Consider the following 13388-nt stretch of genomic DNA (forward strand, 5'->3'; position numbering starts at 1 on the left):
CTCTGGCGAAAACCGTGTACACTTTTCGCCATCCCGCTCGGATGGCCGAATCCGCTGGCCTTCCCGCGGCGGGCCACGTAACATGGGCTTATAAAAAGGGAAAAGGGGCAAGCGTCATCATGACGGCGAGATTTCTCATCTATCAACAGCAGGACGATTTTCGTTAGCGAAGCGCTTCTGCGCGCGAAACAGAAGAGAAACAGCCTGCTGGTGCATGATGGATGATATTGAAAAAGCAAAGAAATTTTTCGACGATAACCCCGATATCGAAATTCTCGAAGCCTTCGTCATAGATGCAAATGGCGTGCCGCGCGGCAAATGGATTCCGCGCGAAAGGGCGATCGATGTCCTTGAAAAGGGAATGGCGATCCCACGCTCGGTCTATGCGCTGGATATCTGGGGCCGCGATGTGCATGCCGCAGGCCTCGCGGAAGGGACGGGCGATCCGGACGGGTTCTGCTTTCCTGTTCCCGGCACGCTGTCTCGGGTGACATGGCTCGGCCGGCCGACCGCGCAAGTCCTGCTCGCGATGAAAAATCCTGATGGAACCGGGTTTTATGGCGATCCGCGCAATGTTCTGGCAAGGGTGCTGGAAGCCTACAAAAAGGCCGGCCTCACGCCGGTCGTGGCGACCGAACTTGAATTTTACCTGATCGACCCGGTTCGCTCTGCGCTCGATCCGGTGCGTCCGCCGCACAGCCGCGAAGGCCGGTGGCACACGGGCCAGACACAGGTTCTGTCGATTTCCGAATTGCAGGATTTCGAGGATGTCTTCCATGATATCGCCACCGCATGCAGGGCGCAGGGTGTTCTTGCCGATACGACGCTGCGGGAAAACGGCCCCGGCCAATATGAAATCAACCTCAATCATGTGCCGGACGCGTTGCGGGCCGCCGATTTCGCTGTCTTCCTGAAACGTATCGTCAAGGGTGTGGCGCGGCGGCACGATCTCGACGCCACCTTCATGGCGAAGCCGTACGGGTTACAGGCCGGCAATGGCATGCATGTGCATTTTTCTGTTCTTGATGGTGACGGCAGGAATATCTACGCCGGCGAAAACGGCCCATCGGACGCGCTGATGCATTCGGTCGGCGGCCTTCTGGAAAACATGGGGGAGAGCATGGCGATCTTCGCTCCCCATGCCAATTCCTATCGCCGCCTGACGCCCAGCGAACATGCGCCCACCTATGCCTCCTGGGGCATAGACAACCGCTCGGCGGCGGTGCGCGTTATCACTGCCAGCAAGGCCGCAACCCGCATCGAACATCGTGTCGCCGGCGCCGATACCAATCCCTATCTTGTTGTTGCGATGATCCTGAGTGCTGCCCTTGCCGGCATGAAGGAAAAACGCCAGCCGGGCGGCGCGATTTCCGGCGACAGCCACGCCATCAATCACGAACCTTTGCCCACCAACTGGGATTATGCATTGCAGCGTTTCACGCGTTCGAGTTTCGCCTATGCGACGCTTGGCCAGCGTTATCGCACGCTGTTTTCCGCCTGCAAACAGCAGGAACTTTCCGAATTTTCCCTGCGTGTAACCGACGTCGAATATGACGCCTATATCAGGACGGTGTGAGATGGCTGAGGTGACGACTATTCCCAATCCCGGCCACACATCCTCCTGGTATGCGGCCTCCGCCAATGTCAAATCAGTGCGGCCAACGCTTGAAGGCGCAATGGAAGCGGATGTCTGCGTCATCGGTGGCGGGTTTACCGGGATTTCCGCAGCACTCGAACTTTCCGAACGCGGCTATTCCGTTATCGTGCTGGAAGGCGTGCGGGTCGGCTTCGGCGCCTCGGGGCGCAATGGCGGCCAGATCGTCAATGGCTATAGCCGCGACCTCGAAACAATCGCCAGTCGTTACGGCCACGACAAGGCGGTGAAACTCGGCGAAATGTCGCTGGAAGGCGGGGAGATCATCCGCAGCCGCATTTCGAAATACGCTATCGATTGCGATCTCGTCGATGGCGGTTTCTTTGCGGCCTTTACGACGAAACAGATTCGCGAGATGGAGGCCCACAAGGCCCATTGGGAAAAACATGGCCATGGCGGGCTTGAGATGGTCTCCAAAGCCGATGTCGGAAAATACGTGCGGACCGATCGTTATGCCGGCGGCATGATCGACCGTTTCGGCGGCCACATCCATCCGCTCAATCTGGTGCAGGGAGAAGCCGCGGCGGCCGAAAGTCTCGGTGCGCGCATATTCGAAAATTCGAGGGTCATTTCGCTGGAGCAGGGCGTAAACCCTGTCGTGCGCACGGCGACGGGCAGCGTGAAGGCGAAATATGTTCTCGTCTGCGGCAATGCCTATCTCGGCAAGCTGCTGCCGGAAATCGGCGACCGGATGATGCCGGTCTCAAGCCAGGTCATGGCGACAGAGCCGCTTGATGCCGATCTGATCGAGGAACTCCTGCCAGCCAATTATTGCGTCGAGGATGCCAATTATATTCTCGATTATTATCGCCGCACCTCCGACAACCGCCTGCTTTATGGCGGTGGTATCGGTTATGGCGGCAGCGATCCGGCGGATCTGACCGGGGTGATCCGTCCGAATATGCTGAAGACTTTCCCGCAACTGGAAAAGACGAAGATCGATTTTGCCTGGAGCGGCAATTTCGCGCTGACGCTGACGCGCATCCCGCATATGGGCAAACTGTCGGACAATGTCTATTTTTCGCATGGCGACAGCGGCCACGGTGTCACCACCACGCATCTGCTCGGCAAGATATTGGGCGAGGCCGTTGCAGGCCACGCCGAGCGTTTCGATGTCTGGAGTTCCCTGCCGAATTATCCGTTCCCAGGCGGTAAGACGTTCCGCGTGCCGCTGACCGTGCTTGGTGCATGGTGGTACGGCCTGCGCGACAGGCTCGGATTTTAAAAAATCACCGCTTTCAGGCCCGAAAGTGCGTTTGCGGTAATTTCCTCCGGCGTGGCGTCGATGCTGACGGTTACGACGCCGGGTTCGCCGGTCGGCACTTCCAGCGTGGCAAGCTGGGTCTGGAGCAGCGAGAGCGGCATGAAGTGCCCCTTGCGTTCGCCCATACGCCTGCTGAGAAGTTCCAGGCTGCCGTCCAGATAGACGAAAGCGAGCGGGCCACCGGTAGCCTCGCGAAGGCGGTCGCGATAGATTTTCTTCAGCGCCGAGCAGGAAACGACGACACCGTTATTTTCGTTTCCCTTGCGCAGTTCTGCGCCAATCAGATCGAGCCAGGGCCAGCGATCTTCGTCGGTCAGCGGAATGCCCTCTGACATTTTATCGACATTGGATTTCGGGTGAAGCTTGTCGCCCTCAATAAAGGCAATGCCCAGTTTTTCCGCCAGTTCCTCTGCGACCGTGGACTTGCCAGAGCCGCTCACTCCCATCACGACGATTGCCTTTGTCACCCGAACCTCGAATGTTTCTGTTTCGACGGTCAGCCCCTAACATGCGCGGCGGATGTCGGGAACATAAAAATGAGGAGCTTGCATTTGTCAGTGCCCGGTTTTGCGGGCCGCTGCCTTTTCCAGTGCAGAAAAGCTGGCGTGGATCAGGATTGCCAGCACAGCGACGATCAATCCGCCCTGAAGGATGAAGGCGAGATTGTTGGATTGCAGGCCGGCGATGATCACCTCTCCGAGCGTGCGGGCCGCGACCGTGGAACCGATGGTTGCTGTCGAAAGGCTGATCACCGCCGAAAGCCTGATGCCTGCGAGGATCGCCGGAAGGGCAAGTGGCAGCTCCACTTTGACAAGTCTTTGCCAGCCGGTCATGCCGGCGCCCTTTGCGGCATCCATGACGGTTGGCGGCAGCGTGGTCAGCCCTGTCAGCGTATTTTCGAAAACCGGTAGAAGCGCATAGAGAAACAGCGCAATGAGCGTCGGTTTCTCGCCAAAACCGATCATCGGCACGGCAAGCGCCAGCACCGCCACCGGCGGAAAGGTCTGGCCGATATTGACGATGCTGCGCGATAGCGGCAGAAAATCCGCGCCGAAAGGGCGGGTGACGAGAACCGCAAGGGCTCCCGCCACCAGCGTGGCCAGCCCCGTTGCGATTGCGACAATGGTCAGATGCGACAGTGTCAGGGAAAGCAGATTGGCCTGCGTGTAGATCGCCGGCGCGTTGGTCTGCACAAGAGGGCGGAATATCGGTGCGAAAACCTGCGGCGCCGCGAGGAAGGCGATCAGCGCCAGCACCAGAAGCCCGGGGGCGAAAAACGAAGCGGCATTTTTCATGGGGTTCCGGCAGCCCGCTGGAGGAGAACATCGCGCCGCACGATACCTGCGGGTTTGCCATCGTCTTTCAGCACCGGCAAGGTATCGCAGCCCGCCCACAACATTGCAGACAGGGCGTCGCGCTGGCTGGTATGTTCATTCAAAGGTTCGCCTTCGGCGCTTCCCGGCTCCACGACGTCTGCAACCGACAGGACGGATAGCAGTTTCAGGGCGCGCTCGTTTTCGCCGATCATGGTGCGGACGAAATTCGTTGCCGGTTTTAGCACCAGCTCGGCCGGCGGGCAGTCCTGAACGATACGGCCCTTGTCCATGACGGCAATACGATCTGCCAGGTGAAAGGCCTCGTCCATATCATGCGTGACAAGAACGATGGTGACACCGAGCTTCTTCTGGATATCGAGAAGATCGTTCTGGGCCTTGGCGCGGATAACCGGGTCCAGTGCACCGAAAGGTTCGTCCATCAGAAGAATGTTCGGTTCTGCTGCAAGCGCGCGCGCCACGCCGACACGCTGTTGCTGGCCGCCTGAAAGCTCATGCGGAAAGCGGTTGGCATAAAGCGCCGGATCCAGCTGGAAGAGCTGCATCAGCGCGTCTATTTTCGCATCGATTCGCTTGCGGTCCCAGCCGATGAGCTGCGGAACCGTCGCGATATTCTCCGCCACGGTGCGATGCGGAAACAACCCATGGCCCTGAATGGCATAGCCGATCTGACGGCGCAGCTTGTAGCCCGGCATGGTGCTCACATCGTCTCCGTCGATGCGGATAGTGCCGGAGGTCGGCTCCACCAGCCGGTTTATCATGCGCAGCAGCGTGGTTTTTCCCGACCCGGAAGTGCCGACGATGACGGTGACGGTGCGCGGCGCCACAGTCAGGGAGACCTGGTCGACCACGACCGTATCGCCATATCGTTTCGTGATGGTGTCGATCTCGATCATGTCTTTTGCCTTCCGCCTGCGCTGAAGAGATTGCTGTCGATAAGGGCGTCGAGCGTAATCGCGGCGGCGAAGCCGAGCAGAACGGTCGGCACGGTGCCGAGCAGTACGAGGTCCATCGCGGTCTGCCCTATGCCCTGAAACACGAAAACGCCAAATCCACCGCCGCCGATCAGCGCTGCGATGGTCGCAAGACCGATATTCTGCACCAGCACGATACGGATGCCGGTGAGGATGACGGGCATGCCGAGTGGAAACTCCACCCGCAGCAGCCTTTGCAGTGGCGTCATGCCAAGCCCGCGCGCGGCTTCCCGCACTGCCTGCGAAACGCCGGACAGGCCGACCACCGTATTGGAGACAACGGGCAGCAGCGAATAGAGAAATAGCGCCACGAAGGCCGGCGCCATGCCGATGCCGGCGATGCCGATCTTCGCCGCACCCGGCACATTGGCTGCCATCCATCCGAGCGGCGCGATCAAAAGGCCGAAAAGCGCGATGGAGGGAATGGTCTGGACGATATTGAGAGCGTTCAGTAGACCGGAGCGCAAACGCTCGACCTTGTAACAGAGAATGCCGAGCGGGATACCGGCGAGGGTGGCTGCAACCAGCGACCCGATGGCAAGTTCCACATGCCGCAGTGCTTCGGTCCAGAAGATATCTGCCCGGCCGGTATATTCCTTGATGATGGAGAGATCGTCCCAGAGGCCGCTTGTCAGGACCGCCGCAAGCGTCCCGGTTGCCACCAGCAACAGCAAAATCCGCAAAGTGGGTTTCGGCTGGAGACGTGCAATGCAATCGGCGGCAAGCAATGCAAGCCCTGCAAACATCAACCAGAAACCGCTGGCGGGCGAAACGCGGGCAAAACTGTTGCCCTCAGGTGTCAGCGCAGACGCCGCCTGCCCGACGAAGATCGCCAATGCCGCGAGACCGACCAGCGCAGCGGCGAGTTTCAGGCGCGCCGGAAACCGGAAAAAGGCGATGAAGGCGGCGACAACAATGATGGCGACAAGGAGGGTAGCAGCAGCAACCGGAAGCGCTTCGAAGATCGTTCGCGTTTCACCCTGAATGATCCGGTTAGCTCGGAATGTCATGAAGGGGGACGCTGCAAGCGCGTAGAGAAGCAGGCACGAAATCAGCACGCCTACCTTGTCAGGCCATTTCGTCAAATTCCGCTCCCCCGGATCATAGGTTCGGACGGGATGGTGAAAACCTCACATGGTTTCCGATATCCCGCCCCAACGGTTCTCTGGCAATTACTTGAGGAAACCGTTCTTCGTCAGGAAGTCGGTCGCAACTGCCTTGGCCTGTTCGCCCCCCACCTGCACGCGGGCGTTCAGCTCCTGCAAGGTTGCCAGATCCAGCTTTTCGAAAACAGGTTTCAGCAATGTCTCGATATTGGGGTTCTTTTTCAGAACTTCCTCGCGAATGATCGGCGCGGGCTGGTAGACGGGCTGCACATGCTTGTCGTCCTCAAGCACGACAAGGCCGGACGGCGCTATGCCACCATCGGTGCCATAGACCATGGCAGCATTGGCATTGTTCGTCTGGTTTGCGGCGGCAGCGATAGTGGCAGCCGTGTCGCCACCGGAAAGCGTGATCAACTGATCCGGCTTCATGGTAAAGCCGTAGGTGGTCTGAAATGCCGGCAGGGCGGCTGCGGAATTGACGAATTCCGAGGAGGCGGCAAGAACCACCTCACCGCCACCGGCAATGTATTTGCCGAAATCTGAAAGCGTCTTCAGATTGTTCTTGTCGGCAACATCCTTGCGCAGCGCGATCGCCCAGGTGTTGTTTGCGGGCGATGGTGTCAGCCAGACGATCTTGTTGGCGTCATAGTCGAGTGTCTTGGCTTCCTGGTAAGCCTTGGCGGCATCTTTCCAGAGCGGGTCGTCCGCCTTGGAGAAGAAGAAGGCGGCGTTGCCTGTGTATTCCGGATAAATGTCGATCTCGCCAGCCGTGATCGCTTTTCTGACGACCGGGGTAGCGCCGAGCTGGATGCGATCCGTCGTCTCGATATTGTTCTTGTTCAGCACGGCAAGGATGATGTTGCCGAGAACGCCACCCTCCGTGTCGATCTTAGACGACACCACCACCTGCGCCTGAGCGAAGGAAACAGAAAGGGCAAGCGCAAATCCGGCGCCTGTCAACATCATCAAGCGGTTCATGAATAGTCCTCCGGTGGGTCAGCCTGTCGAACACGCGAAAAATCGCCGCCGCAATTGCGGAGAAACATGAACGGCCAGAGGAACAAATGGTTGCAACGCCATTGGCGTTTTTTACCTGAATGGCGAGGGCGCTGGCCCGGCTTAGATTTCGCCGTCCCGCTTGCGTGCATCCTTGCCCATGACCAGCGGCATGAGAACCGACAGGAACAGGAGCCGTAAGACGTGATGTGACCCGACATAGGCGGTATCGGCATGCATCATCACGGCCATCGCCGCCATGGTTTCAAGCCCGCCCGGCGAATAGGCGATCATCACCGCATTGAGCGGAACGCCTGTAATGTTGGAAATCATCCAGGCGATACTTCCGGCGATCACCATCACGGCGATGGTGACGACGAAACCTGCCAGAAAGCCTTTTCGCACATCCATCAGCGACACATTCGAAAAGCGCGTGCCGATGAGACAGCCGATCAGCACATAGACCGGCAGGCTGAGCCAGCTCGGAACGCCGCCCTCGGTAAGGCCGGTAATATGGGTGCCGATGGAAACCGCGACGCCGCCCAGCAGCAGGGCTGCGGGAAATCTCCAGCGAAGGAACAGCCATCCCATCGCAAGCGACGCGCCAATGGTCAGGGCCAGTGTGAACAGGCCCATCGGTGGATTGGCGATGAGCGGTTCCGTGCTGACGAGATCGAAATATTCAACAATCAGCGGCACGGAAAGCGTCAGCGCCAGCACCCGCACGCTTTGCACGATGCTGACGGTCGCAAGGTCGCTTTTCGTCTCGGCGCCGAGGCTGATGATATAGCTGAGGTGCCCGGGCGAAGCGCCCAGCATTGCCGTCGTCCTGTCGTATCCGAAGCCGTAATGCAGGATCCAATAGGCGACATACAGCATGATGACGACTGCAACGAGCACGATGACGAAGCTCAGTGGCCATGTCTTCGCGGCATCGATCACCGACGGCGTTACGCTCGTTCCCATCGAAATGCCGACCACAACGAAACAGGCATTGCGGATGAAGGCGGGAATCCCAAGCTTCACGCCCGCCAGTCCCGTAATCGTCACGGCGAGCGCCGGACCGGACAGAAACGGCGCTGGAACGTTAAGGAGACTGGCAAGCAGCGCACCCATGCTGCCGACGAGCGCGGTAAGTGCAAATGTATGGAATTCAGGCTTGATGATCATTGCGACGCTGGCTGATTGCTTCAAAAAAGCTCGCGACCAAATGCGCCGCTTCGTCTCCTGGCGTCAACACGCTCGACCAAAAATATTGCATTTCCGAAGTATTCTATAAAAGAAAAGCCCGTGACCGGCGGACACGGGCTAGCGCAATTGTTGCTTGGGCAATGGGATGATCAGGCGGCCGGCAAGGCGGCGATCTTCGGCATTTCCGTGTCGATGCCGAGCAGGAAGTTGATCTGCGGCCGCGCCTTGACGAGATCGTCGATGGAATATTCCGCCAGCACATCGAAGAATGCATTGAGCGCCTTGCGAAGCGCCGAGTTGAGGCCGCAGCTATCCACAAGCGGACATTCGACAGCACCATCCTCGAAGCATTCCGCCATGGCAAAACTGTCTTCGGTCACCTTCACCACGTCAAACAGGCTGATTTTCTCAGCGGGTTTACCAAGACGCACGCCGCCGTTACGGCCGCGCACGGTTTCCACCAGACCGGCCTTGTTGAGCGGCTGCAGAATTTTGAAAAGGAACAGCTCAGATACGCCATAAGCCCTGGCGATCTCCGGAATGCGGCTCAACTTGCCTTCATTTGCGGCGCAATACATCAACATGCGAACGGCATAGTTGGTCTGTTTGGTCAAACGCATGCTGGTCTCCTAACTCTCAATGTGGAGTTATATAGTCTCTTTTTCAGTTTAGAACAATTCCAGAAACTGAAAAAACTGGCAGCCATCCGATATTTCTCGGACAGCCTTGTTGACCGCTTTGATGATTCATGAACAAACAAGTCAAGAATCTGAATGTAATGGAGGCATTCTTAATGGCAAGCTTGAAATCGTGTTTTTCCGCTGCCGTTTTTTCGGGTCTGACGATCCTCTGGGCCGCGCCCGCTGCTTTTGCGGACGGCGAGGTGAACGTCTATTCCTACCGGCAGCCCGAGTTGATCCAGCCGCTGCTCGATGCCTTCACGAAAGAAACGGGCATAGAGGCCAACGTTCTCTTCCTCGACAAGGGTCTGGTGGAGCGCATTCAGGCAGAAGGCGTCAATTCGCCGGCCGACGTGCTGTTGACGGTCGATATCGCCCGGCTTGTCGAGGCAAAAGAAGGCGGTGTCACACAGCCGGTGCTGAACGATCCCGTCATTGAAAAGGATATCCCGGCCAATCTGCGCGATCCGCAAGGCGAATGGTTCGGCCTGACGACGCGTGGCCGCGTGGTATATGCCTCAAAGGAGCGGGTCACCCAGAAAGACATCACCTATGAAGAGCTTGCCGATCCGAAATGGAAGGGCAAGGTCTGCATTCGCGACGGCCAGCATTCCTACAATATCGCGCTGATCGCCTCGATGATCGCCCATCATGGCGTCGATTATACCCGGACATGGCTGACCGGCCTTAAGAACAATCTTGCCCGCAAGCCTGATGGAACAGACCGCAGCCAGGCCAAATCGATCTTTTCCGGCGAATGCGATATCGCGCTCGGCAATACCTATTATGTCGGCCTGATGCTGACCAACGACCGCGAGCCGGAGGAAAAGGTCTGGGCGGGATCGGTGCGGGTGATCTTTCCCAATGCGGGCGATCGCGGAACGCATGTGAATATTTCCGGCATGGCGCTGACCAAATACGCACCCAACAAGGACAATGCGCTGAAGCTGATGGAATTCCTGGCATCGCGCGAGGCGCAGGAAATCTATGCCAAGCAGGTCTTCGAATACCCGGTGCTGCCCGGCGCGGAGCCTTCCGATGTCGTGAAGGGCTTCGGCCCCATCAATCCGGACAAGCTGCCACTGACGGATATTGCCGCCCACCGCAAACAGGCATCCGAGCTGGTGGACGAAGTGGGTTTCAACGACGGCCCGACCAATTGACGCCGTTTGCACACCTGTGACCGGTTAGGATACCGGCGGGTCAATCGCCCGCCGGTTGATTGTTTAGAGACGCATTGCTTACTTCATCGTCGGCATGACGAATTCGGCACCCGATTTGATGCCGGACGGCCAGCGCGAGGTGATCGTCTTGGTCTTCGTCCAGAACTTGATCGAATCCGTTCCGTGCTGGTTGAGATCGCCGAAGCTCGAGGCCTTCCAGCCGCCGAAGGAGTGGTAGGCGAGCGGAACAGGGATCGGAACGTTGATGCCGATCATGCCGATATTGATGCGGCTGGCGAAGTCACGCGCAGCATCGCCGTCACGGGTGTAGATCGCAACACCGTTGCCATATTCATGCTTCATCGGCAGTTCCAGCGCGTCTTCGTAGTTCTTGGCGCGAACGACGGAGAGAACAGGTCCGAAGATTTCCGTCTTGTAGATGTCCATGTCAGGGGTGACGTGGTCGAACAGGCAGCCACCGACGAAATAGCCGTCTTCATAACCCTGGAGCTTGAAGTCGCGGCCATCGACCAGCAGTTTCGCGCCCTGCTCGACACCGCTGTCGATCAGACCCTTGACGCGCGTTTGCGCTTCCTTGGTAACGAGCGGGCCCATATCGGCCTTGTCGTCGGTGTAGGGGCCGATCTTTAGTGCTTCGATCTGCGGGATGAGCTTTTCAACGAGACGGTTGGCCGTTTCTTCGCCAACCGGAACCGCAACCGACACCGCCATGCAGCGCTCGCCGGCCGAACCGTAACCGGCGCCCATCAAGGCGTTCACGGCCTGATCGAGATCGGCATCAGGCATGATGATCATGTGGTTCTTCGCGCCGCCGAAGCACTGTGCGCGCTTGCCGTTCATGGCGGCAGTACCGTAGACGTAGCGGGCAATCGGCGTCGAGCCGACGAAGGAAACCGCGCCGATATCCGGATCCGTCAGGATGGCGTCGACAGCGCCCTTGTCACCATTGACGACGTTGAGGATGCCGGCCGGAAGACCTGCCTCGATCATCAGTTCGGCAAGGCGGATCGGCAGGGACGGATCGCGCTCGGAAGGCTTGAGGATAAAGGCGTTGCCGCAGGCGATTGCCGGCGCAAACATCCACATTGGGATCATGCCGGGAAAGTTGAACGGCGTGATGCCCGCACCGATGCCGACCGGCTGGCGGATTGAATACATGTCAATGGCGGGACCTGCGCCCTCGGTGAACTCACCCTTCTGCAGATGCGGAATGCCGCAGACGAATTCGCAGACTTCGAGGCCGCGCACGATATCGCCCTTGGAATCTTCGACGGTCTTTCCGTGCTCGCTGGAGAGCAGCACCGCCAGCTCATTCATGTCGCGGTTCAGAAGTTCGACGAACTTGAAGAAAACGCGGGCGCGGCGCTGCGGGTTGGTGGCGGCCCACTTCGGCTGTGCCGCTTTTGCGCTTTCCACGGCAGCGCGCAGCTCGGCGTCGCTGGCAAGCGCGACAGTCGCCTGCACTTCGCCGGTTGCCGGGTTGTAGACGTTAGATGTGCGGCCACTTGTGCCGGACACATGCTTGCCGTTGATGAAATGACCGATTTCCCTCATGGGGCTTTCCTCCGCGATTTTTTGATGGGTGCAGCATTGCACTTGAATTTGTACAAATCAATGAACTCAGATAAGAAACCGTTGTGCGTAAATTGAAGCAAGGCGAGCATTTTGAGGGTAGCGTCGGATTTCCGACACCCACACGTTCGCCGGTCAACAGAAGGTCAGAAGCTTGATGAGCGATGAACCGGTCGTGCGGATGGCTGAAATCGAAATCGATCCAACCCAGCTGGATGCCTATCGCAGACTGCTTGCAGAAGAGATCGAAGCTTCGGTTAGCCTGGAAATTGGTGTGCTTGCATTAAATGCGGTGGCAATTAAAGGCAGCCCGGAAAAGATTCGCATCCTCGAAGTCTACGCGGACCGGGCGGCATATGAAGCGCATCTGCAAACGCCGCATTTTCTGAAATACAAAGAGGGTGTGGCAGGAATGGTGACGTCGCTGACCTTGCTTGACGTCGAACCCATAATGCTGCGCAGCAAACCATGAATTGGGATGACGTCCGCATCTTCCTCGCCGTTGCCCGCTCCGGGCAGATCCTTGCCGCATCGAAACGGCTCGGCCTCAACCACGCAACGCTTTCGCGACGATTGACGTCGCTGGAGCAGGCACTGAAGACCCAATTATTTATCCGCCGGACGAACGGTTGCGAACTGACCGAAGAAGGTCAGCTGTTTTTGGGCGCCGCCGAGCGCATGGAAACCGAAATGCTGAATGCGCAGGCAAATCTCGGTCGTGTCGATACGGCAGTGGCGGGAACGGTGCGCATCGGCGCGCCCGATGGTCTCGGGGTTTCTTTTCTTGCGCCACGGCTTGGCCGGCTGACCGCGCGTTATCCCGACCTGAAAATCCAGCTCGTGCCGGTGCCGCGCTCCTTTTCCCTGTCGCAGCGAGAGGCCGATATCGCCATCACCATCGAGCGGCCGGAACAGGGTAGGCTGATGTTTTCCAAGCTCACCGACTATTCGCTGGGGCTCTACGCATCGAAGTCCTATCTCTCCGAATATGGAACGCCGGCGGATGTGGAAACACTCAAGCGCCATCGGCGCATCGGCTACGTCGAGGATCTGATCTTCTCGCCTTCTCTGAACTATACCGGCGAGATCATGCGCGACTGGGACGCCGCCTTTGAAATATCCAGCGCCACCGGTCAGACCGAGGCGGTGCGCTCGGGCGCCGGTATCGGCATCCTGCACAATTACATTGCCGGACAATATCCCGAACTTCTGCGGATCATGCCGCATATGAGCATAAGTCGGTCCTATTGGACGGCCTATCACGAATCCGCCCGTCAGTTGGTCCGCGTGCGCACGGTGGTCGATTTTCTCCAGGAACTCGTTGCCGAAGAGAAGCGCATGTTCGCGTGACATCGAAATTGCCGATTTATTAGTACTATTAATACGCGACTCCTCCCGCTTCGGGCTTGACAAACGAGGGCTGGCTGAACGAC

General features: G+C 58.4%; 13 protein-coding genes. 5 read left to right on the forward strand and 8 right to left on the reverse strand.

Going from position 1 to position 13388, the window contains the following annotated elements:
* Positions 1 to 214 precede the first annotated feature (214 nt).
* A complete protein-coding gene (locus QE432_RS14100; protein ID WP_306624677.1) occupies positions 215 to 1576 on the forward strand; it encodes a glutamine synthetase family protein in 1362 nt (453 codons plus the stop codon).
* 1 nt (position 1577) lies between these two features.
* Positions 1578 to 2879, forward strand: a complete 1302-nt coding sequence (locus QE432_RS14105; RefSeq protein WP_019564508.1) for an NAD(P)/FAD-dependent oxidoreductase — start codon at positions 1578 to 1580, stop codon at positions 2877 to 2879.
* Here the strand turns inward: QE432_RS14105 and QE432_RS14110 are convergent.
* The 7 genes from QE432_RS14110 to rirA form a co-directional block, all read right to left on the reverse strand.
* Complete coding sequence (locus QE432_RS14110) at positions 2876 to 3364, reverse strand: gluconokinase (protein ID WP_003514519.1); 489 nt, start codon at positions 3362 to 3364, stop codon at positions 2876 to 2878. The two genes, QE432_RS14105 and QE432_RS14110, sit on opposite strands and share 4 nt — an antisense overlap.
* A gap of 108 nt (positions 3365 to 3472) precedes the next feature.
* On the reverse strand, positions 3473 to 4213 hold the full coding sequence (locus QE432_RS14115) for an ABC transporter permease (protein WP_019564507.1): 741 nt from the start codon (positions 4211 to 4213) through the stop codon (positions 3473 to 3475).
* Positions 4210 to 5148: an ABC transporter ATP-binding protein gene (locus QE432_RS14120; RefSeq protein WP_003514521.1), complete on the reverse strand. Its 939-nt coding sequence runs from the start codon at positions 5146 to 5148 to the stop codon at positions 4210 to 4212. The genes QE432_RS14115 and QE432_RS14120 overlap by 4 nt, the downstream gene beginning before the upstream one ends.
* Positions 5145 to 6311 carry an ABC transporter permease gene (locus tag QE432_RS14125; protein ID WP_306624681.1) on the reverse strand — a complete coding sequence of 389 codons (1167 nt, stop codon included), beginning with the start codon at positions 6309 to 6311 and terminating at the stop codon, positions 5145 to 5147. The genes QE432_RS14120 and QE432_RS14125 overlap by 4 nt, the downstream gene beginning before the upstream one ends.
* A gap of 87 nt (positions 6312 to 6398) precedes the next feature.
* A complete protein-coding gene (osmF, locus tag QE432_RS14130; protein WP_013635286.1) occupies positions 6399 to 7310 on the reverse strand; it encodes a glycine betaine ABC transporter substrate-binding protein OsmF in 912 nt (303 codons plus the stop codon).
* A gap of 141 nt (positions 7311 to 7451) precedes the next feature.
* Positions 7452 to 8498, reverse strand: coding sequence for an AbrB family transcriptional regulator (locus QE432_RS14135; RefSeq protein ID WP_003514529.1), 1047 nt, complete (start codon positions 8496 to 8498; stop codon positions 7452 to 7454).
* Positions 8499 to 8668: 170 nt separating this feature from the next.
* Positions 8669 to 9139 carry an iron-responsive transcriptional regulator RirA gene (rirA, locus tag QE432_RS14140; RefSeq protein ID WP_003514531.1) on the reverse strand — a complete coding sequence of 157 codons (471 nt, stop codon included), beginning with the start codon at positions 9137 to 9139 and terminating at the stop codon, positions 8669 to 8671.
* Positions 9140 to 9312: 173 nt separating this feature from the next.
* Between rirA and QE432_RS14145 the strand changes: the two genes are divergently transcribed.
* Complete coding sequence (locus tag QE432_RS14145; RefSeq protein ID WP_306624684.1) at positions 9313 to 10362, forward strand: Fe(3+) ABC transporter substrate-binding protein; 1050 nt, start codon at positions 9313 to 9315, stop codon at positions 10360 to 10362.
* Between the two features lie 78 nt (positions 10363 to 10440).
* Here the strand turns inward: QE432_RS14145 and QE432_RS14150 are convergent, their stop codons facing one another.
* On the reverse strand, positions 10441 to 11937 hold the full coding sequence (locus QE432_RS14150; protein ID WP_003514535.1) for a CoA-acylating methylmalonate-semialdehyde dehydrogenase: 1497 nt from the start codon (positions 11935 to 11937) through the stop codon (positions 10441 to 10443).
* A 175-nt stretch (positions 11938 to 12112) separates the two neighbouring features.
* Between QE432_RS14150 and QE432_RS14155 the strand changes: the two genes are divergently transcribed.
* Both QE432_RS14155 and QE432_RS14160 read left to right on the forward strand, forming a co-directional pair.
* Positions 12113 to 12427, forward strand: coding sequence for a putative quinol monooxygenase (locus QE432_RS14155; protein WP_013635289.1), 315 nt, complete (start codon positions 12113 to 12115; stop codon positions 12425 to 12427).
* A complete protein-coding gene (locus QE432_RS14160; RefSeq protein WP_003514539.1) occupies positions 12424 to 13305 on the forward strand; it encodes a LysR family transcriptional regulator in 882 nt (293 codons plus the stop codon). Before QE432_RS14155 ends, QE432_RS14160 begins: the two co-directional genes overlap by 4 nt.
* The last annotated feature ends 83 nt before the right edge of the window (positions 13306 to 13388 follow it).

It is taken from the genome of Agrobacterium sp. SORGH_AS_0745 (genome assembly GCF_030818995.1).
In the GTDB taxonomy this organism is placed as follows: Bacteria; Pseudomonadota; Alphaproteobacteria; order Rhizobiales; family Rhizobiaceae; genus Agrobacterium; species Agrobacterium tumefaciens.